The organism is Amycolatopsis roodepoortensis, assembly GCF_014873915.1.
Taxonomy (GTDB): Bacteria; Actinomycetota; Actinomycetes; order Mycobacteriales; family Pseudonocardiaceae; genus Amycolatopsis; species Amycolatopsis roodepoortensis.
In genome coordinates, this window is sequence record NZ_JADBEJ010000001.1 from 566,511 (window position 1) to 588,493 (window position 21,983).

Annotated in this window: 21 protein-coding genes; 12 read left to right on the top strand and 9 right to left on the bottom strand. The window is 70.2% G+C overall.

Annotated elements, in window-relative coordinates; translation table 11 throughout:
- Positions 1 to 68: 68 nt before the first annotated feature.
- The 3 genes from H4W30_RS02715 to H4W30_RS02725 form a co-directional block, all read right to left on the bottom strand.
- On the bottom strand, positions 69 to 929 hold the full coding sequence (locus H4W30_RS02715) for a peptidase inhibitor family I36 protein (protein ID WP_192741321.1): 861 nt from the start codon (positions 927 to 929) through the stop codon (positions 69 to 71).
- 813 nt (positions 930 to 1,742) lie between these two features.
- Entirely contained in the window at positions 1,743 to 2,117 is a 375-nt protein-coding gene (locus H4W30_RS02720; RefSeq protein ID WP_192741322.1) for a hypothetical protein, read from the bottom strand.
- 195 nt (positions 2,118 to 2,312) lie between these two features.
- Positions 2,313 to 3,587: a threonine/serine exporter family protein gene (locus tag H4W30_RS02725; protein ID WP_192741323.1), complete on the bottom strand. Its 1,275-nt coding sequence runs from the start codon at positions 3,585 to 3,587 to the stop codon at positions 2,313 to 2,315.
- 372 nt (positions 3,588 to 3,959) lie between these two features.
- Here H4W30_RS02725 and H4W30_RS02730 point away from each other — a divergent pair, with 372 nt between their 5' ends.
- The 3 genes from H4W30_RS02730 to H4W30_RS02740 all read left to right on the top strand — a co-directional run bounded on the left by H4W30_RS02730 (position 3,960) and on the right by H4W30_RS02740 (position 6,168).
- Positions 3,960 to 4,268 (top strand): hypothetical protein, encoded by a 309-nt coding sequence (locus H4W30_RS02730; protein ID WP_192741324.1) that lies wholly within the window; start codon positions 3,960 to 3,962, stop codon positions 4,266 to 4,268.
- A 34-nt stretch (positions 4,269 to 4,302) separates the two neighbouring features.
- The gene (locus tag H4W30_RS02735; RefSeq protein ID WP_192741325.1) at positions 4,303 to 5,550 is read left to right on the top strand and encodes a nucleotide sugar dehydrogenase; all 1,248 of its coding nucleotides are present in this window, start codon (positions 4,303 to 4,305) and stop codon (positions 5,548 to 5,550) included.
- Positions 5,551 to 5,631: 81 nt separating this feature from the next.
- Positions 5,632 to 6,168 (top strand): EF-hand domain-containing protein, encoded by a 537-nt coding sequence (locus H4W30_RS02740; protein WP_192741326.1) that lies wholly within the window; start codon positions 5,632 to 5,634, stop codon positions 6,166 to 6,168.
- Positions 6,169 to 6,204: 36 nt separating this feature from the next.
- On the opposite strand, the gene H4W30_RS02745 is transcribed toward H4W30_RS02740, so the two are convergent.
- Genes H4W30_RS02745 through H4W30_RS02770 form a run of 6 tightly spaced genes read right to left on the bottom strand, consistent with a single transcriptional unit; the run spans position 6,205 to position 11,570 of the window.
- Positions 6,205 to 6,606, bottom strand: a complete 402-nt coding sequence (locus H4W30_RS02745; protein WP_192741327.1) for a DUF6917 domain-containing protein — start codon at positions 6,604 to 6,606, stop codon at positions 6,205 to 6,207.
- A complete protein-coding gene (locus H4W30_RS02750) occupies positions 6,539 to 7,483 on the bottom strand; it encodes a Gfo/Idh/MocA family protein (RefSeq protein WP_192741328.1) in 945 nt (314 codons plus the stop codon). Before H4W30_RS02750 ends, H4W30_RS02745 begins: the two co-directional genes overlap by 68 nt.
- A complete protein-coding gene (locus tag H4W30_RS02755; RefSeq protein WP_192741329.1) occupies positions 7,480 to 8,529 on the bottom strand; it encodes an Ldh family oxidoreductase in 1,050 nt (349 codons plus the stop codon). The genes H4W30_RS02750 and H4W30_RS02755 overlap by 4 nt, the downstream gene beginning before the upstream one ends.
- Entirely contained in the window at positions 8,526 to 9,746 is a 1,221-nt protein-coding gene (locus tag H4W30_RS02760) for a M20/M25/M40 family metallo-hydrolase (RefSeq protein WP_192741330.1), read from the bottom strand. Before H4W30_RS02760 ends, H4W30_RS02755 begins: the two co-directional genes overlap by 4 nt.
- A complete protein-coding gene (locus H4W30_RS02765; protein ID WP_192741331.1) occupies positions 9,743 to 10,561 on the bottom strand; it encodes a sugar phosphate isomerase/epimerase family protein in 819 nt (272 codons plus the stop codon). Before H4W30_RS02765 ends, H4W30_RS02760 begins: the two co-directional genes overlap by 4 nt.
- Positions 10,551 to 11,570, bottom strand: coding sequence for a Gfo/Idh/MocA family oxidoreductase (locus H4W30_RS02770; protein ID WP_192741332.1), 1,020 nt, complete (start codon positions 11,568 to 11,570; stop codon positions 10,551 to 10,553). Before H4W30_RS02770 ends, H4W30_RS02765 begins: the two co-directional genes overlap by 11 nt.
- Before the next feature lie 250 nt (positions 11,571 to 11,820).
- Between H4W30_RS02770 and H4W30_RS02775 the strand changes: the two genes are divergently transcribed.
- Genes H4W30_RS02775 through H4W30_RS02815 form a run of 9 tightly spaced genes read left to right on the top strand, consistent with a single transcriptional unit; the run spans position 11,821 to position 21,964 of the window.
- Entirely contained in the window at positions 11,821 to 12,885 is a 1,065-nt protein-coding gene (locus tag H4W30_RS02775) for a DegT/DnrJ/EryC1/StrS family aminotransferase (protein WP_378233716.1), read from the top strand.
- A complete protein-coding gene (locus H4W30_RS02780) occupies positions 12,882 to 14,003 on the top strand; it encodes a DegT/DnrJ/EryC1/StrS family aminotransferase (protein ID WP_192741333.1) in 1,122 nt (373 codons plus the stop codon). Before H4W30_RS02775 ends, H4W30_RS02780 begins: the two co-directional genes overlap by 4 nt.
- Entirely contained in the window at positions 14,003 to 14,641 is a 639-nt protein-coding gene (locus tag H4W30_RS02785) for a class I SAM-dependent methyltransferase (RefSeq protein ID WP_192741334.1), read from the top strand. The genes H4W30_RS02780 and H4W30_RS02785 overlap by 1 nt, the downstream gene beginning before the upstream one ends.
- A complete protein-coding gene (locus H4W30_RS02790) occupies positions 14,638 to 15,564 on the top strand; it encodes a UbiA family prenyltransferase (RefSeq protein ID WP_192741335.1) in 927 nt (308 codons plus the stop codon). Before H4W30_RS02785 ends, H4W30_RS02790 begins: the two co-directional genes overlap by 4 nt.
- Entirely contained in the window at positions 15,561 to 16,865 is a 1,305-nt protein-coding gene (locus H4W30_RS02795; RefSeq protein ID WP_192741336.1) for a protoporphyrinogen/coproporphyrinogen oxidase, read from the top strand. The genes H4W30_RS02790 and H4W30_RS02795 overlap by 4 nt, the downstream gene beginning before the upstream one ends.
- Positions 16,862 to 18,355 carry a class I adenylate-forming enzyme family protein gene (locus tag H4W30_RS02800; RefSeq protein ID WP_192741337.1) on the top strand — a complete coding sequence of 498 codons (1,494 nt, stop codon included), beginning with the start codon at positions 16,862 to 16,864 and terminating at the stop codon, positions 18,353 to 18,355. Before H4W30_RS02795 ends, H4W30_RS02800 begins: the two co-directional genes overlap by 4 nt.
- A complete protein-coding gene (locus tag H4W30_RS02805) occupies positions 18,346 to 19,137 on the top strand; it encodes a class I SAM-dependent methyltransferase (RefSeq protein ID WP_192741338.1) in 792 nt (263 codons plus the stop codon). The genes H4W30_RS02800 and H4W30_RS02805 overlap by 10 nt, the downstream gene beginning before the upstream one ends.
- Positions 19,134 to 20,504: a CoA transferase gene (locus H4W30_RS02810; RefSeq protein ID WP_192741339.1), complete on the top strand. Its 1,371-nt coding sequence runs from the start codon at positions 19,134 to 19,136 to the stop codon at positions 20,502 to 20,504. The genes H4W30_RS02805 and H4W30_RS02810 overlap by 4 nt, the downstream gene beginning before the upstream one ends.
- Complete coding sequence (locus H4W30_RS02815) at positions 20,504 to 21,964, top strand: class I adenylate-forming enzyme family protein (RefSeq protein WP_192741340.1); 1,461 nt, start codon at positions 20,504 to 20,506, stop codon at positions 21,962 to 21,964. Before H4W30_RS02810 ends, H4W30_RS02815 begins: the two co-directional genes overlap by 1 nt.
- Positions 21,965 to 21,983: the final 19 nt, after the last annotated feature.

Below are 21,983 nucleotides of genomic sequence, written 5' to 3' on the forward strand. Positions count from 1 at the left end.
TGCCGGTTCGACGTGCGTGGCCGGAGGGCGCCCGCTCGGCTCAGGTGAGCGGAGCGGGCCCGGCGGCGCTATCCGCAGCAGATGTTGTAGCCGTGGTTCCGCCAGAACATCGACGGGCTCGGGTTGTCGAGCACCGGATCGCCGGTGCTGTCCGAGGCGCTCTCGTGCCTGCCCGGCCGGTACTCGACATGTGTGTGCGTGGCGGTGGCGCCGCGGTACTCCTCGGTGCCGATCTGCTGGCCGCGGTTCACGAACTCACCGACCGCGAGCCCGTTCGACGGGTTGAGGTGCAGGTAGATGATGGTGAAATCCTGATCACGATTGTAGATCGCCAGCGTGGACAGGCCACCGCTGCCGTTGCTGCCCTCGGTCTTCCTGATCACGTAGCCCTGCGTCATCGAGTACACGGGAACGCCGAAGCCGCGCGCGAAGTCGATCCCCTCGTGCCTGCCCGAGGTGCTCACGTAGCCGTCGAAATAGGAGGTGATGCGTCCGGAATCACTGTGGTACAGCCCGGTTTCCAGCCAGTCGTTCCCCACGAGGCCGAGCAGGTGCCCGACGTTCTCGTTGTACGCCGAGCTCAAGTTGCCTTTGGCGCCGTGCGGGAACGAATCGATCGGCCCGGTCCAACCGTTCTTGGAGAACACGGTGACGACCGCGTCCCGCCGGTTCCACACCGAGGCCGCCTTGTCCTTCACGCACAGGCCCCTTCCCGCGCCCGCGCCGAGGAAGTGATAGCAGTCGGAACCCGTGCCGTAGTTGGCGACCGACGCGTCGAAATCGCTGACCGATCCCTGCTGATTGCTGTTGTAGTACAAGCAGAACTCACCGTCTTCGCAGACACCGTTCCGTGCCGTCGCGGCCTGCGCCGCCGGGGTGACCAGGAGAGTGCCGCTCAACGTCAGTGCCACGCCGAACAGTACGGCCATCAATCTTCTCAACGACTTTCCCTTTCTCCGTGAACGCGGCGGATCAACCAGTGAGCGACGCTACGGAGCCGCGGGACGACCAGGGAAGTCATAAAGGGAAAACTGCCGCTCGATGGCGGCGCGGGTCCATCGGTGCCCGATGGCGGCCTCGACCGGGGCATGTCGCGAAAGCCACTTTCGCGACGCTTGACGTCCCGAAAGTGGCTTTCGCGACACGCCTTCGCGCCGCGGCCGTCGACAAGGCTTGCTGTCCTATGTGGACTATTAGGGTGCCGAACTGGGGCACAGTGTCCACAAGGGACGAATCATGCCCTCGATCCGTCCGGTTCGAGTGCTCGCGCGGGAGGCGGTGAGTGGCGATGATCGTTCTATCGAGTCGAACGTCGAACATGGCGTGTTCTCGAGCCGGTCGGCCCTGGTCAAGCGCGGGTCGTGAGTGGGGCCACGGGTGTCTTCGCGGTACACGGGTGGCGTTCTTCGCGTGTCGTCCTGTTGGGTGCTGAGCAGGGGTTGCGAAAGCCACTTTCGCAACCTTCAACGTTGCGAAAGTGGCTTTCGCAACGTCGGTCGCGGCCGGTCTCGGCACCGTCCTGGCAGGCATGTCGCGAAAGCCACTTTCGAGACGTCTGATGTCCCGAAAGTGGCTTTCGCGACACACCCCCGCGGCCGGGAGGCAGTAGGTATCCAAGACACCCTTGGTTAGAACCCGAAACGCCACTCGCGCACAGCGTCCAAACCGCCTTGCGGTCTTTGCGGACGATCGGCGTGCGTCACGAAGACCTTGTCTCGGCGGTCGGCGGAACTATCGGTGGCTTATCCGTCCCGCCAGTGCCTCAGGGTGCCCATCCGGTATTCGCGGATACCGTCCCACGCGAAGAAGATCACCGTCTTGAACCCGACGAATCCTTCGGGCCAATCGTTGTCGCACACCTTCGTGGTTCCGCCGCCGGTGGTGTTGTAGCACGTCCAATAACGGGCGGTCCCGTTGACCGTCATCTGCACCCTGGCCATGACCGGATTCCCGTCGGCGCAGTGGTCTCGCACGGTGATGCGGTCCCCGTTGAGGGTGACCCAGGCGTCACCCACGGACCGTCGCTCTCCCATGCACTCCATCGAGGTGGCCATGCTGACCGGTCCGACGTCGATGCTCGTGTAATCGGCCGCGGCGACCTGGGGCGTGGCGAGCATCTGTGACAAGAAGACCAGTGCTGTCGCCGCGACTGGCGCGAGAATGCGCGAAAAACGGGGCATTGCGTTCCCTTCGGTTCGGCTGTCGCCTCGGCTCGACGGTAACGCGCGCCCGATACCGGACGCAGGGGTCGATCGGACCACAAAGGACACTCGAATCGGAAGGACTCCTTTTGGCGGAAGACACTTCGGAAATCAGCGTGCGCCGAGAGCGCGGCGCCCGGCGCGGTGCAGTGCGGCGAGTTGGAGACCGAGTACGACGCCGACGCCGATGGCCGCGGTGGAGACGATCGCTTCGGCCACGGCGGTCCACGCGCCGGGGACCCGGGCGAAGACCTGCGACAGGCTCAGATAAAGCGCGGGCCCGGGCAGTACGGCGCCGGTCAGCCCGGGGATGGTGACGACGGAGGTCGGTACTCGCAAGGTCCGGGCCGCCGCGCCGGCCAGTGCGCCGAGCACCGTGGTCGCGAGAAAGATCGACAGCGGAGTGGCCAGGCCGAGTATCGAGTGCCCCGCCCAGTTCACCAGGGACGTGACGACCCCGGCGCCGCAGGCGAGCAGCCACCACCGCGCGGGCGTGCCCATGAGGATCGCGTTGCCCAGTGAGCCGACCAGCGCGGTCGCCGGCACCAGGGCGAGTGGCAGCGTGGCGAGGTGGACCCGGCCCGCTTCCCCGAGGATGTCGAGGTCGTTGGCCACCGACACCACGACCATGACTCCGGTGACGATCGCGCCGGTGAGCAGCAGGACCGTGACCATCCGCGCGGCGGCCATCAGATGGAAGTCGCCGACGGCGTCTTCGACCAGGGACACCAGCGACAGGATCGGCAGTAGCAGCACGAGATTGGCCGCCGAGAGGCTCGCGGCCTCGTGTCCGTCGAGCAGGCCGAGGGACAGCAGGGAGATCGCGGCGACGAGCACAGTGCTCGCTTTGGCCGCGACCTGGAAGAACTCCGCGATGCCGATGGTGCCGAGCGCCCAGCCGACGCGGTTGGCGAGCACGAACAACGCTGCCGAGACCACCGCGGCGAGCAGGGTGCCGTTGGCCTGCAGGCAGATCATCGCCGCGAGCAGGCAACCGCCGAGCAGGCTGACGTACCACGGCCAGGTCGGGCCCGCCTCGGCGAGTTCGCCGATCGCGCGTTCGGCTTCGCCGGGGGAGATCGCGCCCGTGCCGGCGCGGACCGCGAGCGCTTCCAGGTCGCCCATCCGGCCGATGTCGCGGGAGTCGTTCGCTTCGACGCTGCCCAGCAGCACCACCGGCTCGCCGCCTCCACTCGGGCAGTACTGCAGATGGACCGTCCGCACCCCGACCGAGATCCGCGGATCGTCGATACCGCCCGCGTTCGCCAGCCGGCGGATCGTGCGGACGACGACGGCGGTCTCGATGCCCTGACGGAACATCTGCATCGCCACGTCGAGCGCGAAGGCCAGCACACGTCGCGCCCGCGCGCGTTCCTCCTCCGACATGGTCGGCACTGTAAGGGCTGACCCGTGCGGGACGGAGCCGCTGGCGGGAGCGGAGGCCCGGCTTAGCCCGATCGTGGCACGAAGAGTGAGAACGCCGGGCCGCGCAAGCTTTTCCGGCCGATGAGGGCCCGGGACACTCAGCGTCTCGATTCACCGCCGATCATCCCTGACTTCATTGCCCGCGCCACTCGTTCATGTGAACCGGACGCTCTCGAAGATCACGCGAAGAGTGCTTGAAGCCGCCATCCGAATGACCCGCCGGGACGGACCGCAACCTGCGCGCGTGAAGTTCCGGCGAGACCCCGATTTCACCAAGAGTGACTGTTAGCGTGCGGATTGAAGTCATGATCTTGGATGTGGAGGAGGCATACGATGAACCGTCTTGTCATCGCCGCGATGAGCGCGGTGTCCGCCGGCGCCCTGCTGATGGTCGCGAGCCCACCGGCTCAGGCCGCGGCCGGGGAAGTGGTGGTCTTCTCGACCGAGTTCCAGCGCCTGGACACCTATCGGAACCCCGACGGCTGCTACAAACTCCCCATCGCCGCCCATGTCCTGGCCAATCTGACCTCGGCCGAGGTGGTCGTCTACGGCGATCCGCTCTGCCTGACGCCCGGGATGCGCGTCCCGGCGGGCTACGGCTCCCACGTCCCACCGGGCACCGGGTCGTTCTCGGTCAGCTGATCGTTTCGTGTGACATCGAGACTGAGGGGGTCCCGTGTCTGTCGATCTTGTCGTGGTCGGAGTCGGTTACGTCGGGTTGCCGCTGGCCGAAGCCGCTTGCGAGGCGGGTTTGTCGGTCGTCGGGTACGACATCTCGCCGAGCGTCGCGGCCGCCGTGGCGGCGGGGCGTTCGCATGTGCCCGACGTGACCACGAGCCGGTTGCGGGCCATGCGGGCGAGCGGTTTCACCGTGACGACCGACCCCGGCGTCCTCGGCACTGCCGAAACCATCGTGCTCTGCGTGCCGACCGGGCTCGACCCGTCGGGCGGGCCGGATCTCGCCGCGGTGCGTGGCGCGGCGGAGACGGTGGCCGAACAGTTGCGGCCGGGAACGCTGGTGGTGCTCGAGTCGACGAGTTTTCCCGGCACCACCGACGAAATCGTTCGCCCGATCCTGGAGAAGCACGGCCTGACCGCGGGGGAGGACTTCGCGCTCGCCTATTCGCCCGAGCGGGTCGACCCGGGCAACCGCCGCTTCGGCATCCGGAACACGCCGAAGGTGATCAGCGGGCACACCCCGTTGTGCGCCAAATACTGCGCGGCGTTCTACGGACGCTTCGTCGACACGATCGTGGTGGCGCGCGGCACCAGGGAGGCCGAGATGGCCAAGCTGCTGGAGAACACCTATCGCTACGTGAACATCGCCCTGGTCAACGAGATCTCCATCTTCTGCGACCGGATCGGGGTCGACGTGTGGGACGTGGTGCACTGCGCCGCGAGCAAACCCTTCGGCTTCATGCCCTTCGTTCCGGGGCCGGGGGTCGGCGGGCACTGTATCCCGGTCGACCCGAAATACCTGCTGGACAAGGCCGACCGGGAAGGAACCCCGCTCGGTGTCGTGCACGCCGCCCGGCTCGTGGACGACCGGATGCCCGAGCATGTGGTCGACCGGGTGACGCGACTGCTCGCCGAGCGGGGAAAACCGTTGGGTGAAGCGAAAGTCCTGCTGCTGGGTGTCGCGTACAAGGCCGACGTGCCGGACACCCGCGAGTCCGCCGCCATCCGGATCGCCGTCCGGTTGCGCGAGCTCGGCGCGGACCTGGCCTACCACGACCCGGTGGCCGCGGCCGTCCCCGAATTGGGGCCGCCGGCCGCCGACCTCGACGAGGTGCTCCGAGCCGCGGACGTCACCGTCCTGCTGGTGGCGCACCGCGCCTACGACCTCAGCCGGCTGACCTCGACGGCCAGGCTGCTGTTCGACGTGACGGGTCAGGTGCCCGGAGAGGAGGTCGTCCGCCTTTGACCGTGCCCGGCGGGTCGAGAGCCGCCGGACACGCGCGTACCGCAGATTCTTCCTAGTTCACGCGAAAAGGAGTGTCCACGAATGACCACGGCGGTCAAGAACGACAGGCTCAAGAAGCGTTTCGAGAAGTGGGACGTCAACGGTAACGGCAGGATCGAGAAGTCCGATCTCGAGGCCGAAGCAGGCCGGATCATCAAGGCGTTCGGCGAAGACCCGGCGTCGCCCCAGGCGCGCGCGGTGAAGGACTCGTTCGTGGCGATGTACGAGTACCTGGCCGGTAAGGCGGGCACCGGCCCGAACGGTGCGCTGAGCGAGCAACAGTTCACCGAGGTGATCGAGGCGCAGATCTTCTCCGAGGGCGACTCCGGATTCGACCGGGTGGTCCGGCCCACCATCGCCGCGATCGTCGGCCTGTGCGACACCGACGGGGACGGCGAGGTCAACCAGCAGGAGTTCGGCAAGTGGCTGGCGGCCATCGGGGTCGAGTCCTCGGCCGTGGCGTCCGCGTTCCGCGCCATCGACGTGAACGGCAACGGCAAGCTGACCGTCGACGAACTCGTGCACGCGGTACGCGACTACCATCTCGGCAAATCGGACGTGCCCCTGCTCGGCAAGTAGCGGCGAAGTGGTGAGTGTTCCCGGAGCCGGGAACACTCACCACCGGCCGCGGAACCGCACTTCCAGTTCCGGCTTCAAGCCGAGCTGTTCGCCGGTGACGGGCCGCGCGGTGTGGATGAGAATGTTGTAGTGATTGGGAAAATGGCAGCCGTCGAAGCCGAGCACGGTGCCGACGAGTTCGCCGCCGATCCACAGCTCGTCGCCGCGGTCGATCACCCCCGCCCGGTCTATTTCGGCGAAGCCGAGGAAACCGACCCGGTCGATCGGCGCTCCGGGCACCGTGTCCTCGTGGCCGGTCGTGACGAGTTCGTGGACCTCACCGGCGCGAACGCATCGGCTCGCGAAGGGTTCGAGGCTCATTCCCCGGTTGTCACGGTGATGTACGAGCACCTTCACCATCGTGCCGGTGATCTCCCGCTTCGGCCCGTCCTCGCGCATCGCGTTCCTTCCGGTAGCACTCGTCCACTATGGACAGAGTGGTGAGACCGCTGTCGCGCCAGGCCCCGCCCTTGCGCACGGCTTCCTCGAATTCCCGCAGCAGCCCGTCGTACTCGTGCCAAAGGGATTCCTTGAACGCCGGGAAGCCGGCGAGCATGTCGGCGCGCAGGACGGTGCCGTCGGTCAGGGTCGCTTCGATGTCCTTGACCTCTCCGGGAAACGACCAGTCGAGTTCCACGACCGCGTTGTCGAGCACGAGCGTCGCCTGCCTGTCGACGCCGTTGGAGTCCCGCGTGATCCGCACGCTCCGCAGCGCCACCGAGCCGAGGAACAGCTGGACGAGATCGAGCGCGTTCGGTCCGTTGTCCGCCACGCAGCCGCCACCGCAGCGCTCGGTGTCGAGGTACCAGCGATCACCGCCGACGTGCTCTTCGATCCGCTCCAGGTAACGCACCCTCAGTGAGGCGATCGGCGCCCGGCCCGCAAGGGCCTCGTGCAGCGCCCGCACATTGCCGTTGTACCTACGATGGAACGCGGTGAACAGGGCGACATCCCGCCTCGCCGCTCTCGCCACGAGATCCTCGCCGTCGGCGAGCCCGGTGGCGAGCGGCTTCTCGACGCACACCGGCAGGCCGGCGTCCAGCGCGTCCCGGCACACGGCCGCGTGGACGTCGTTGGGCGCGGTCACGATCACCGCGTCGAGCCCTCCGGCGGCGAGCATCTCCCGGTGATCCCGGTGGCCGGGCACGCCGATCCCGGCGAGCGCCGCCGGATCGAGGTCGCAGACCGCGGCGAGCTCGAAGGCCCGGGACCGTTGCACCGCGGCGAGGTAGAAGCGTGAGATGACACCGAGCCCCACGACACCGACCCGGATCATCCGGCCGCCCTTTCCCGCACCGCGTGCAGTACTTCGCAGACCTCGTCGGGCACCGGCACCCCGTGCGCGCGGAACCGGGCCGCGCGTTCACCCTCGTGCCAGCCCGGATAGACGACCGGGGCGGCGGGGTCGCGGGCGGGCCAGCCGCGCACGGCGGCGAAGAGCGCGGTCGCGTCGGCGGCGAATCCGCCACGCAGGAGTTCCGGTGCGATCGCCAGCGTCAGTACGCCGATGTCGTCGTCGCGGTTCCCGTCGGAGGACAGCGCGCCGAGCATGGCGCCGGGTACCAGCGCGCCGAGCACCTCGACGAGCAGGCCAAGCCCGAATCCCTTGTAGGCGCCCGTTTCGGGGCCGCCGCCCAGCCACAGCAGGTGGGCGTCGCCGCGGTCGAACGCCGCGGCGTCGGTCACCGGGGCACCGTCATCGGTGGAGAGCCACCCCGGCGGGATCGCCCGGCCTTCCCTCGCCGCGGCCCGCACCCGCCCGGTCGGCACGACGGTGGTGCTCATGTCGAGGACGAACGGATGTGCGTCACCGGCGGGGCAGGCCAGCGCGAGCGGGTTCGTGCCGAGCATCGGCGCCGCGCCACCCGGGGGCGGGGCGATACGCTGCCCGCCGCAGTTCGACGCGACGAGGCCGATCATGCCGTGGGCGGCGGCGCGCGCGGCGTGGTGGCCCGCACAGCCGATATGCGTGGCGCCCCGCAGCGACACCATCCCGATCCCGTGCCGCGAAGCCCGGGCGCACGCCAGCTCCATGGCCTGCGACGCCGACCACAACCCCAGCGTGCGGCGGGCGTCGGCGAGGACGCACGCGCCGAGATCGGTCTGGATCACCATGTCGGCAGCCGGATCCGCGCGGCCTTCGTCGAGCAGTGGCAGGTACAGCCGGGTGAGGTTGACCAGTCCGTGCGAGGTCACCCCGGTCAGGTCGCCGTGGCACAACGCGGCGGCGGCGATCGCCGCCCGGTCCCGCGGGACGCCGCGGTCCACGAAGATCCCGGTGACCAGGGACAGAAGCTCGGGGTAGGGCATCAGCACGGTCATGCTCCTCCGTTCCGGCTGAACCGCACGACGATCTCGCGGACGAGGTCGCTGAACCTGTCGAGCTCTTCGACGTCGGCGTACTCCCCGGCGGAGTGCGCGTTGTTGCCGCCCAGCGAACCGGGACCGAGGACGGCCGTCCGGGTGCCGGGGACGTCGGCGAGCCACAGGGCGTCGCAGGTGAAGCCGGGCTCGTCGTCGGGCCAGCGGGGAACCAACCCGTCCAGCAGCGGGATGTCCCGCGCCGTCAGGGCGGGCAGGTCGCGTTTGAGCCATCGGACGTCGGTGATCGCCGCGGCGTCGGCCGCGGTACGGGCGAAGGCGGGGATCTCGCTGAACCGGGCGACGAACGCGGCGATACCCGACCGCACGCCGTCCTCCAGCGCCGAGGTCATCTTCGCCGCCGCTTCCCGGCTGTCGTACGGAATGTTGAGCAGAAGTTCCCCGCTGCCGTACACCCGGTTGTGCAGGTGGCCGGTGTGCAGCCCCGCCACGCAGACCCGGCCATGGTCCGCCAGGTCGAGCGCGAGGTGCTGGGCGAGGAAACCGAGCAGGACGGTGGCGTTGTGGCCCCGATGCGGCTCGTCGTCGATCGCGTCGTCCCCGCGCACTCGCACGCACGCGGTCATCGACGCCGAGCAGCGGGGGAGGTAGCGCAGGCCGGTCGGCTCGCAGAAGATGTTGAGCTCGCCGTGGAAGCCCGCCTCGACGAGCGGCCGCGTGCCGAACGTGCCCATCGCGCCGCCTTCCTCGCCGGAGACCGCCTGGATGAGCACGCCGGCGTCCCTGCCGACCGCCGGATCCGCCGCGACCGCGGCCCGGACCCCGGCCAGCAGCGCCACCGCGGGCCCCTTGGCGTCGATCGCGCCCCGGCCGATGAACCGGACCCCGTCGAATCCCGCCGGTTCGAACGGCGCCACGGTGTCGAGGTGGACGTTGAACATCACGGCGGGACTGGCCGGGCCGAGCCGGAGCACCAGGCTCGGCTGGCAGGCGAGGAAGTCCGGCCCGGCTTCGCGGACCGCGACCGGGACACCGGGCCGGTTCAGCACCGAGGGTTCCGGGCTGCCGAGGTACAGCGTCTCGAAACCGATCCCGGCCGCCGCGTCGGCGTAAGCCCGCATCGCCTCCCAGAGGCGGACCTCGCCGGTCGTTTCGAGCGGGCCCGCCGTCGGCAGGTCGAGCAGCCGTAACAGCAGATCCCGGTCCTCGCGGATCACCGGAACAGCCCGGCCATCGCCCGGCCGGCGGTGACGAACGTGGCCGCCGCGTCGTGCGCGAGCACACCCGGTTCATGGGGTTTGATCGCGAGATGGGGTTCGAGCGACCAGGCGCCGCGGTATCCGTTGGCCTGCAACAACTTCACGCAGTCCGCGACGCGTGCTTCACCCTCACCCGGGAGGGTGAAGCCGTGCTCGTCCGCGTCCTTGACGTGCACGTGCTCGACGTGGCCGGCGATGTCGGCGAGCAGGTCGAATCCGTCGTAACCGTAGGGCACGCCGTTCCCGGTGTCGAACAGCAGCTTCAGCGCCGGGCTCGCGACCTCGGCCAGCAGTTCGAGCATCCGCTCGGCACTCGTGCCCGCCCAGCCCGAGCAGTTCTCGTGCAGCAGCGTCACGCCGTTTCGTTCGGCGTGTTCGGCGAGCACGGTGATCCTCGCGATGGCCCGGCGGCGCCAGTCTTCCTCGCGCAGGCCGTCGCCGGGATACGACATGATCCGGAGATAGCGCGTGCCGATCGACCGCGCTCGCCGGGCGAGGACGTCCAGTTCCGCGAGGTCGCGCCGGAAGTCGGTGGTGATCGGCCTGCCCCAGCCGCCGATCCGGGACGCCAGGCAGACCACGCCGATCGCCTCGTCCGCCAGCGTCGTGGCGATCTTGTCGAACCGCTCGTCGGTGAGGTCGGCGACGGGGATCCGATCGACGGTGCGCAGCTCGATCATCCGCCATCCCAGTGCGTCGAGCGCCGCGATCTGGCCGCCGAGGTCGTCGGCCGCCTCGTCGGTGATGCCGGCGAAGACCGGGTCAGTCGGCATGGGCCGCCACCGCGTCGGGTTCGGGACGGGAGACCGGTTCCGCGCAGATGTTCTTGGCCACCGACAGCAGCTGCACCACCTCGGTGGCGAAGGTGAAGCCCTGCGTCTGCTCCCCGGCCACCTGGAACTTCCGGTAGGCCTGGAACATCCACTCGGTCATGGCGTCGTCGCGGAGCACGACGTGCTCGGACCGGCCGGTCGACCGCAGGGTCAGCTGCGAATGGTGGTCGTCGCCGCTCACCGCGAAATGCCCGACCGCGGTACCCGTTTCGAAGTCGACGGTGACCCGCCGCTCCCGCACCGGCGAGGTCAGATCCGATCGGATCTCCGTGTGGATTCCCGAATTGTGCCGGAGACCGACGCTGGCGCCGCCCATCCGGGGGCCGACGTTCCCCTCGACCTCGAGATCGGTCCCGGACGCGTGGGTGACCCGTGCGGCGCCCGCGAGCCGCAGCGCGAGCGCGACCCCGTGCGGCAGTTCGACGTCGAAGGCGGTCGGGTGTCCCGGCGTCACGAGCGACCGGCGGAACCGCGGTTTGTTCTGCACGATGTCGATGGATTTGGGGGCGCCGAAGCGGCCGCTGCGGATCAGCTCGACCAACCGCGCGGTGAGCGTGCTGGCGAGCCAGGGTTCGACGACCTCGACGTGCAGTTTGTACTTGCGGCGCAGGCGGATGATCCGGGCGAGGTCGTCGATGTCCGCGGCGAGCGGCTTCTCCACGATCACCTTGCGGAAGCCCAGCGTGGCCAGTTCGGAGAGCACGGCGAGGCGTTCGGTCGGCGGGGTGCAGACGTGCGCGACAGTGCAAGCGGGGTCGAGCCCGGTGGCCGCGGCCTCGATGGTCGGAACGACCTCGAGACCCGCCCGCGCGGCGACGTTCGGCCGCGGTTCGCACGCGGTGACGGGAGCGTCGTCGAAGAGCATCGGGGTCCGGGTACGGAGTTTGGCCAATACCGGCAGATGCAGACCCGCGCCTGCCCGGCCGAGTCCCACAATGAGTGAACGCACTGGTGAGCCTGCTCCTCAGAGTTTCCATTCGGAATCCACCGCAAAACTGACATCCGCCATGATCAACTGTCAATACTTTTCCCTTGGGTTGACCAGGAAGTGCGAACCTCCCGGGGGCCCGGTTTTGCTGACCTACGCTCAGGAACGGGTCTCAACGCCACCGGAGGTGGGTACGCTGTCGGTGTCATTTTTCAACCAATCGAGCACATTCGAGCGAACGTGGCCCAGTGCCAGACGACATATTCTCGACGTGTTCGAAAATGGCAAGTATTCGCACGGCCGCAAGGTGGCCGAGCTGGAAACCGCGCTGGCCGGTTACACCGGCGCGAAGTTCGTCATCGGGGTCAACAGCGGAACGGACGCGTTGGTCCTTCTGCTGCGAGCGGCGGGCCTGCGGCCGGGCGACGAAGTGGTCGTCCCGGCCTTCTCCTTCGGCGCGTCGGCCACCTCGGTCGTGCTCGCGGGCGGCCGTCCGGTCTTCGCCGACATCGAGCCGGACGGGTACGGCATCGACCCCGCCGCGGTGGCGGACGTCGCGGGGGAGCGCACCCGCTTCGTCATGCCGACGCATCTGTTCTCGCGACTCGCGGACATCGACGGCGTCCTCGGCGTGGCCCGGCGGCTCGGGCTCACCGTGGTGGAGGACAGCGCGGAGGCCATCGGCATGCGCCTTCGCGGCAGGCACGCCGGGCTGTTCGGCGCGGGCGGGGTGCTGTCGTTCTTCCCGACCAAGACACTGGGCGCGCTCGGCGACGCGGGCGCGGTCCTCACCGACGACCGGCGGATCGCCGAGACCGTCGACGCGCTTCGCCACCACGGCCGGTTCGGCGGCACGATCGCCGACTTCCCCGCCATCTCCACGGCGACCGGCCTGCCCGGCGTGAACAGCAAGATGGACGACATCCAGGCCGCCGTTCTCCTCGCGAAGCTCACCAGGCTGGACCTCGACATCGTTCGCCGCGCGGAACTGGCCGCCCGGTACGCGGCGGCGCTCGCGGGCGTGGAAGGGGTGCGCAAGCTGCCGTCGGCTGGGCCGGACAGCGTGTTCTACGTCTACGTGGTGGAGGTCGACGCGCGCGACGACTTGGCGGCGCATCTGTCCGCGGATGGCGTGCAGACCGAGATCTACTACCCGGCGCCGCTGCCTCTGCAGCCCTGCTTCGCCGCGCTCGGCCATCGGAAGGGCGAGTTCCCGAACGCCGAGAACGCCTGCCGCCGCACCCTCGCGCTCCCGCTGTACCCGGACATGTCCACCGGGGATTGTGATCGCGTCTGCGACTCGATCCGCGCGTTCTACCGCGGGCGGCGTGGATGACACTGCCGTTCTTCCCGCCCGATCTCTTCGACGGAGACCGCGCCGAACTGCTGGACATCGTCCGCCGCGTCGGCGTCGCACCGGAGCAGAAATTCATCCTCGGCGACCATGTGGCCCGCTTCGAGGCGGCGATCCGTGACTCGGTCGGCGCGGCCGACGCGATCGCTTGCGGCAGCGGGACTTCGGCGCTGACGCTGGTGCTGCGCGCGATGGACGTCGGCGCCGGGGACGAGGTGATCGTGCCCGCGTTCGGCTGCGCGCCGCTCGCGGCCGCGCCCGCTCTGCTCGGCGCGACGCCGGTGTTCGCCGACATCGACCCGTGGTCCATGGTCGTCGATCCCGAAGCGGTCGCAAGCCTGGTCACTTCGCGGACCAAGGTGATCATGCCGGCGCATATGTTCTCGGTCATGGCGGACATGCCCGCGCTGCGCCGGATCGCGACGGCGGCGGGGGTGCGGCTGCTGGAGGATTCCGCCGTCGCGCAAGGAGGAACCCTCGCGGGCACGCCGGCCGGGAGATGGGGCGACGCGGGGGTGTACTCGTTCGTCCAGGTGAAGACGTTCGGGATGCCGGGTGAGGGCGGCATGGTCGTGACCGACGATCCGGAACTCGCCACGGCGGTGCGGATGCTGCGCAATCACGGCCAGGACGGCAAGAACCGGTTCCTTTACCACCGCGTCGGCTACAACAGCCGGTTCGACGAGATCATGGCCGCGTTCCAGCTGTACCGGTTCCCCGGCCTTCCCGGGCGGCTCGCGCGCCGGGCCCGGATCGGGGAGTACTACACCGAACGCTTCGCCGATCTGGCGGGTTGCGGGGTGCTGGCGCCGCCTCCGGCGAAGGACGGACGGTGCTACTACGTCTATTCGCTGCTCGCCGAGCGCCGGGACGAACTCCGCGCGTACCTGGCGGCGCGGGGGATCGGCTCGCACGTCTACTACCCGGCCCCGCTGCCACGGCAACCCGCGTTCGCGCGGTTCACCAAGCCGTCGGACACCTGGCCCGCGGCGGAGCTGGCCGCGCGGCGCACTCTCGCCATCCCCATCTACCCCCATCTGACGGACGAGCAGGTGGAACACATCGCCGACGCGGTGTGCGAGTTCGCGAAGGAGCCGTGATGCAGCAGATCACCAGCACGCCCGCGCCGAGCGAGGTCGCCGAGGAGTGGCACAGGCGGGCGGAGCGCGCCGGTCTGTCCCGTGTCATGCGCGCCTCGCAGCCCGCCGAACTCGCGGCCGAGACGACCGCCCGCACCATCCGGCTCGTCACCCGTCTCCTGCGTTCACTGGGCGACGTCGGTGCCGCGCTGGAGATCGGCTGCGGGATGGGCCGGATCACCCCGGCGATCGCGGCGCACGCCCGTTCGGTGACGGCGATCGACATGACCCCGCGCATGCTCGCCCTGGCGAGGGAGAACTGCGCACATCTGTCCACTGTGGACTTCGTGCGCACGACGGTCCAGCGGCTGCCGTGGCAGGACAGGCGGTTCGACGTCGCCGTCTGCGTGTGGGTGCTGATGCACGTACTGGACGACGACGAGATCGCCGAAGCGTGCCGGTCGATCGCCGGGGCGGCCCGTCATCTCGTGCTCGTGGAGTACGAGGAGGCGGACATCCCCGTCGGCAGGTTCTCGCGGTTGCGGACCGTCGAGGAGTACCTGGCGCTGCTCCCCGGCGCCCGCCTGCTCGAACGGCACGACCTGCATTACGGCGGCGACCGGTCCTTCGCCGCGCTGATCGCGTTGGACGGGCGATGACCGCGACACTGGCCGCCACGCGCGGCAAGGCGTATTTCCGGCTCGCGAAACTCGACATCGTCGACTACTACCTCGGCGTGGTCGTGGTGTGGACACTGCTCGCGCCGGCGGCGAGGTTCGACGGCGGTGTCCTGGCGTCGGTCGGGGTGTTCCTGCTCGGCGAGGTGTTCGTGATCGCGGCGATGGTCGCCCTCGACGACCTCACGGGGTACCGGGACGGCAGCGACATCACGAACTATTCGCCGGACGACCCGAAGCGCAAGCGGTATCGCAAGCCGCTGGTGGCCGGCACCCTCGACGAGGGCCAGGTGCTCCGGTTCGCGTGGGCGACGGCCGTCGTCGGCGCCGCGCTGTGGCTGACGGCCATCGCGATCGCACCACACCGTCCTTTGTGGACTGTAGTGTTGATCGCGGTGACCTACTTCTTCTCACTGCAGTACTCCTGGGGCGTGAAGCTCAGCTACCACGGCTTCCAGGAGTTCTTCATCGCGGCGCTCGGCTGGGCGCTGGTGCTGGCGCCGTACGGCCTCGCGTCCGGCGAGTTCACCGGTTTCGTGCTCGCGCAGGCGTTGCTCTTCGGGCTGGGACCGCTGCTGTTCGGCGTGTACTCCAACACCAACGACGTCGACGGCGACCGGCGGGTCGGCAGGCCGACGGTCGCGGCGCTGACCTCGCCGCGGGGCAACCTGTACTTCGTGGTCGCCGTGTCGGCGGCGGAGTTCGCCCTGATCTTCGCCGTGCCCGCGCTCGGTGGCCCGTGGTGGTTCCCCCTCGCGTTGCTCCCGACCCTCGTGTCGCGCGTCCGGCAGCTCTGGCTCGGGTTCGTTCGGGGCGACATCATGCGGGCCAGGAAGCTCGGTATCCACATCCACCGGATCACCGTGCTGAGCCTGGTCGTGGTGAACCTGGTCGTGATCGCGTGACCGACATCGAGGTGGCGGTGGTCGGCGCCGGCGTCGCCGGGCTCACCACCGCGTACGAGCTCGGCAAGGCCGGGCGCGAAGTGCGGGTGTTCGAAGCGGCCGGCGTGGTCGGCGGCCGGATGACGACGCTGCGCGAGGACGGCTTCCTGATCGACACCTGCGCCGAGCAGATGGCCGAGCGGGGTTATCGGGAGACCTGGCGGCTGCTCGCGGAGCTCGGCATCGGCGGCGACGCCGCGCCCCGGATCGGCCGCGGCATCGCGATGTGGCGAGGCAGGGCCCGGTCCGGCGTCGCCGAGACCAGGGGACTGCTCACCGGTGCGGGGTTGTCCCTGCGGGCCCGGCTGGCCGGGGTGCGGGCGATGCGGGGCGAGTTCGACACCGAACGGCCGGAGATCTCGCGGCTGGGCGGCCGGACCGTCGCGGATTTCGCCGCGCCGCACCACCCGGATCTGCTGAACTACCTGCTGCAGCCGGTCGTCTCCGGTTTCTTCGGCTGGGATCCGGCGCGTTCGGCGGCCGCGCCCCTGCTCGCCCTGCTCACCTCGGTCGGCCCGCCGCCGACGTGGCGGGCGTACCGCGACGGAATGGACACCTTCGCCCGCGCCCTCGCCGAGAAGGCCGACGTCAGCACGGGTTTCCGCGTCGACCAGGTCGTCGACGACGGGCCGGTGGCGCGGATCATCAGCGGTACCCGCGAAATCAGCGCGAAGGCCGTGGTGCTGGCCGTGCCCGCCCCCGTCGCGGCCGAGCTGCACCCGGGACACGGGTCGGCCTTCCTCGCCGCCTGCTCGTTCACGCCGGTGGTCAAGGCGCATCTGCTGCTCGATCGCCCGCTCGGCGGTCCCGATTACGCCGTGATCGTGCCGACCGCGGAGAACGGCACGGTGGCCACGATCATCTTCGACCATCTGAAGCATCCCGGCCGCGCGCCCGCGGGCCGCGGCCTGGTCACGGTCATGGCCCATCCACACGCGGTGCCCGAACTGCTGGCCGCCACCGACGAGGACGTCGTGACCCGCTTGACCGGCGCGGCCGAGCGTCTCGTCCCCGGGCTGCGGGCGGCGACCCGCCGCGCACTCGTCCGGCGGGTGCGGCACGCGGCGCCCGAGGCGACGCCGCGTGCGCTCGCCTTGCGTTCCGCCTTCGAGGCGGAGCTCGGCCGGGGCGTCGTCGACTACGCGGGCGACTGGGTGTTCCTGAGCCCGTGCAGCGAAGCGGCCGTCCGCTCGGGCGTCCGGGCCGCGCGGCGCCTGACCGAGCGGATCGCGTGTCCCGTCCAGGAGGAACGAGCCGGATGAAACCGCACGACATGGGAACGTTGTTCGACGAATGCGCGCGCACGCGGACGACGGTGCGCCTCGACCGGCCCTTCGACATCGCGCCCGAGCGCGGAACCGTCCACTCGGTCGCCGGGCTCGCGGAACTGGTGCGGGACGCGGCGGGATGGCTGTCCGAAGCCGGTGTGCGGCCGGGGGACCGGGTCGCCATCGTCAAGCGGAACCACTGGGACTACGACCTGCTGGCGTGCGCCGTCGCGCGGCTGGGGGCGGTCGCGGCGAAGCTGTCCGGGCACCTGCCGGACGACACGCTGGAAGTCCTGCTGAAACGGCTGGACGCCGCGGTCGTGGTCACCGACCGGCCGTCGCCGCGCGCTGACCGCGTCCTGCCCATCGACGGTTTCGCCGCCGCCCCGCCGCCAGAGCCGTACCGGAGGCACCCCGACGAACCGCTGCTCATCTGCCATACGTCGGGGACGACCGGGACACCGAAGCTGGTGGTCCACACGACGCGGACGATCATCGACCGGCTGGCCCGGCCGGAGGCGATCCGCTGGCCCGTCCTCGGCGTCCGGCGTGACGACGTGCTGGGCAACGCCAGCGCCTACGCGCACGGCCGGACCTTCTGCTGGACGGCGTCGGCGCTGTGCCTCGCTCCCCGGGAGATCGTGATCGTGAGCGATCCCGCTTCGGCGGAGCGGGTGTTCGGACGGCATCGGCCGACGGTCATCGAGGCACTCCCGTCGACCTTCGTGCGCTGGCGGCCGCTCGCGCGTTCACCGGAGAACCCGTTCCACCGGGTGCGGCGGTTCGTCAGCACCTACGACGCCGTGCATCCACCGGTGATCAGGACCATGCTGAACGCCACCCGCCACAACCGTCCACTGTGGATGGAGGGCTGGGGACAATCGGAAACCGGCCCCCTCTCGTTCCGGTTCTTCACCCGGCGCACCGTGCGGGCGACGCGGGACATCGGCAGGCCGCTGCCCGGTCTCGCCAGGCTGCGGGTCGTCGATCCGGAGACCATCGAGCCGGTCCCGCGAGGCACACCGGGGCTTCTCCTGGCACGCACTCGGGCTCGCTGCGTGGCCTACGTGGGTGAACAGGACCGCTGGGCGGCCAAGGCGCACGGATCGTGGTGGAACACCGGTGATCTCGGCGTGGTGAGCCGGACCGGCGCGGTGACGTTGCTGGACCGGGAGGTCGACAGCGTCCCCGGGCTGAGCTGTCTCTCGGTGGAGGACGCGATCGAGGACCGGCTTCCGGCCATCGCCGAATGCGTCGTGCTTTCCGCGGCGGGACGGGCGCCGATCCCGGTCGTCGTGACCGACACCGGACTGGATCCGGCGCGGTGGCGGGCCGCCGTGGCCGATCTGCCGCCGATGGGGGAGCCGGTGACGCTCGCGTGGGACGACGTCCCGCGCACCGGAACCGGGAAGGTGCGGCGGCTGGAACTGCTGGAGCGGCTGACCGGGACGGCCGCCACGAACGGATCGGGAAGGTGGACGTGACCACGGCCTACGTCTTCGACAACCACAGCGATCACGCGACCGAGCAGCATCGGTGCCTCTCCGAGGCGTACGACCCGGTCACTTTCGCGCGGCTGGAGCAGACCGGCGTGCGAGAGGGCTGGTCCTGCCTCGAAGTCGGGGCGGGCGGCAGCGGCGTCGCGCGGTGGCTCGCCGCCAGGGTGGCGCCGACCGGGGTGGTGCTGGCGACCGACATCAAACCCGATCACATCGAGCCGGAGCCGGGAATGACCGTCCTCCGGCACGACGTCGTCCACGATCCGTTGCCGGGCGGCGAGTTCGACCTCGTCCACGCCCGCCTGGTCCTGCAGCATCTGCCGGAGCGGGAGGCCGTCCTCCGGAAGCTGGCGCGGGCGCTAAAACCGGGCGGCTGGATGCAGATCGACGAGTTCGACATCTCCTACGGTCCGGTGCTGCTCGCCCCCGACGCCCGCGCGGCGAGTGTCTACGAGAAGTTTCTGGCGGCCAAGGAAAGGACGTTCAAGACCGCGGGCGGGGACGGGACCTGGGGCCGCCGGGTCGCCGCCTCGATGGCCGACGCGGGCCTGGTCGACGTCGACCCGGTACCCCTGATCTTCCCGTGGCGGGCGGGTTCGCCCGGTCTGCGGCTGCTGATCCACCACACCCATCATCTGCGCGACCGGTTGCTCGCCGCGGGGATGACCGACGGCGAACTCGCCGAGGTGCGTGCGGTCATGGCGGATCCGGGGTTCCGGGCCTCGTCGTGTGTGCTGTACTCCGTGCAGGGAAGGCGTCCCGAATGATCACCGAGGTGGACGCCGTGACCGTCGCGGGTCCGGTCGGCCTGCCGCTGGCCGGCGAGCTCGACGTGCAGGCGGCCTGCGGGATCATGCACGTACACGGCCGGCGCTTCGGCAGGCCGACCCCGCTCGGACTCGACTACGCGTCCATCCTCGCTGCGGAACTCGCCGAACTGGGCGGCGTCGCGGTAGGGCTCGCTCGTGACCGGGGTATCCCGCTGCGCGGCGTGTCCACTTCGCTGGCGCAGGCGGCTTTGCTGGCGGTTTCCCAATACCTGGCCGCGGCGACGGCCGAAGACGACCATACCGAGGACTTCTTCCCCGGTGGGCCGCCGTTCCGCTCGGCCGACGGCGTCGCCTACGAGATCGAGACTCTCGATCCCGCGGTGTGGCAACGGTTCTGGCGGGAACTCGGTGTCGAGGGCCGGGTGATCTCCACCGCCTGGCGGCCCTTCGTGCAGCGCTTCGCGACCGCGACCTGCCCACTGCCGCCGGCGCTGCTCGACGCGCTCGCGAAACGCCCGATCGTGGCGGTGGAGCGGATCGCAGTCCGGACCGGGATGACGCTGGTGAGGGTGGCGGATCGGAGGTTCGACCGGCTGCCCGCGTTCGTGGTGAGCGGGCTGGGCCGCGGGCACCGGCCCGCCCGGCCGTCGATGCCGCTGCCGTTGTCCGGTCTGGTGGTGCTCGAATCCTGCCGCCGGGTACAGGGGCCGCTGGCCGGGCACCTGCTGCGGCTGCTCGGCGCCACGGTGCTGCGGATCGAGCCGCCGGGTGGGGATCCGCTGCGGTGGGTCCCGCCGATCGCCGGTGACGCGTCGGCCAGATTCCGCGCGCTCAACGACGGCAAGGAGGTCATCGAGATCGACCTGAGCACCCGGGACGGCAGGGGTCATTTGCTCGACCTCGCCGTCGGGGCCGACGTGTTCCTGCACAACTGGGCGCCCGGAAAGGCCGGGCGGTGGTCGTTGAGCGCGCTCGACCTGGCGCGTGCCCGGCCGGGGATCCTGTACGCGCACGCGTCGGGCTGGGGCGCCGAGCTGGGGCCGGAACCGCCGGTGGGCACGGATTTCGTCGTGCAGGCCCACGCCGGCGTCTCGCCGTCGCTGATGACGATTGTCGACGTGTTCGGCGGGGTGGTCTGCGCGCACGGCATCGTGACGGCACTGGCGCGCGGCGCGACGCGGGTCGACTCGTCGCTCCTGTCCGCGGCGAGCAGGCTCAACGCGGGTGCCCGGCGGCGCTGTGACCGTCCGTTGACCGTGCCGGTGTGCGACGACCTCACCGCGCTCGCCGTGGATCCCCGGTTCTCCCGCGCGCTGATCCACGACGACTGCGTCCTCGTCGCGTCGCCGTGGGAATTCACGTGATGACCTGGGTTTCCGCGACCGGGGTGGTGCTGCGTGATCTCGTGCCCGCCGGGCTCCGCCGCGAATGGGTCCGATGTGGACACTGTCCGGACAGGGATCTGTACTCGCTTTTCGGCGAGCGGGTGCACGAGCATCCGCTTCGTACGGCGGTGATCGACGACGAAGGCTCGCTCGATTACGCGCGCTTGGACGCCGCGGCGCGGGAGCTGGCAGCGCGTTTGGCGGCCGCCGGATGCGGCTCCACGGAGATCGTCGGGGTGCGGGAACCCACCGGGCGGGCCTCGGTGGTCGCGGAGCTGGCCGTCCTCGCGCTCGGGGCCGTCGTGCTGCCGTTGCCGCCGGGCTCGGACGACCTCCTCGAACGCGCGCGTGTGCGGTTCGTCGTCGAGAACGGGCGGGTGGCGGGTGAATCGCGACGTGCGACGCGCATCGTCAGTCCGCATCCGGAGGCCCCGGCACGGATCCTGGTGTCGTCCGGCTCGGAGTCGGCGCCGAAGATGGTCGCCTATTCGCACAACGCCTTCGCCGGCGGGCGGGCGAACTACCTCCGTGCCGTCCACGGCGACACGAAGGTTCCCCGCGACCTCGTCCTGGTCTCGCCGACGTCGGGCTTCGGCTCGTTCGGGGTGCCGGTGACGCTGTGCCGGGTCGGCGGCACGCTGATCCTGGCGCGCCGCTTCGAGGCGGGCGCGGCGCTGCGACTGATCACCGAACACCGCCCGGCCCACGTGTTCGCCGTACCCGCGATGTGGCGGCGGATGGCCGACCATCCCGCCGCGGTGGACACCACCGGGCTCGCGGCCATCGTGTCTAGCGGCGACACACTGCCTCCTTCGACGCTGGCCGCGTGCCGTGAGCGGTTCGGCGTCGAGATGATCGACGTCTACGGTTCGTCCGACGGCGTCAACTGTCATACGACGGAACCGGAGAACGGGGTGGGCGTACCGGACCCCGCGGTATGCGAGATCCGGATCGTCGACGGCGAAATCCACGCCCGGGGCCCGATGACCCCACTGTGCTACGTCGCCGCGCCGGAACTGGACGCCGCGTACCGGCCCGACGGCGGCTGGGTGCGGACCGGAGACAACGGCCGCTTCGACGAGCGCGGCAGGCTCCACGTCACCGGCCGGAGCAAACGCGTGGTGATCCGCGGCGGGTACACGATCAGCCCGGCGGAGGTGGAGCGCACGCTCGGCGAACATCCCGCGATCAGGGAGGTCGCCTGTGTCGCGGTACCGGACGCCGAACTGGGGGAACGGCTCTGCGCCTGCGTGGCGCCCCGGAACGGCCACTCGCCGACGCTGCCCGAGCTGACCGCGTTCCTCACCGCCAACGGCCTCGCCGTGCGGAAGCTGCCGGAATTCCTGGTGACCCTTCCCGAGCTTCCGCTGGGCCGCACCGGCAAGACGTGCCACCGAACGCTGGCGGATCTCGCGGTCCGCCTGCACCGGAGTACGTGAAGCCGCGCACGCGGACCGG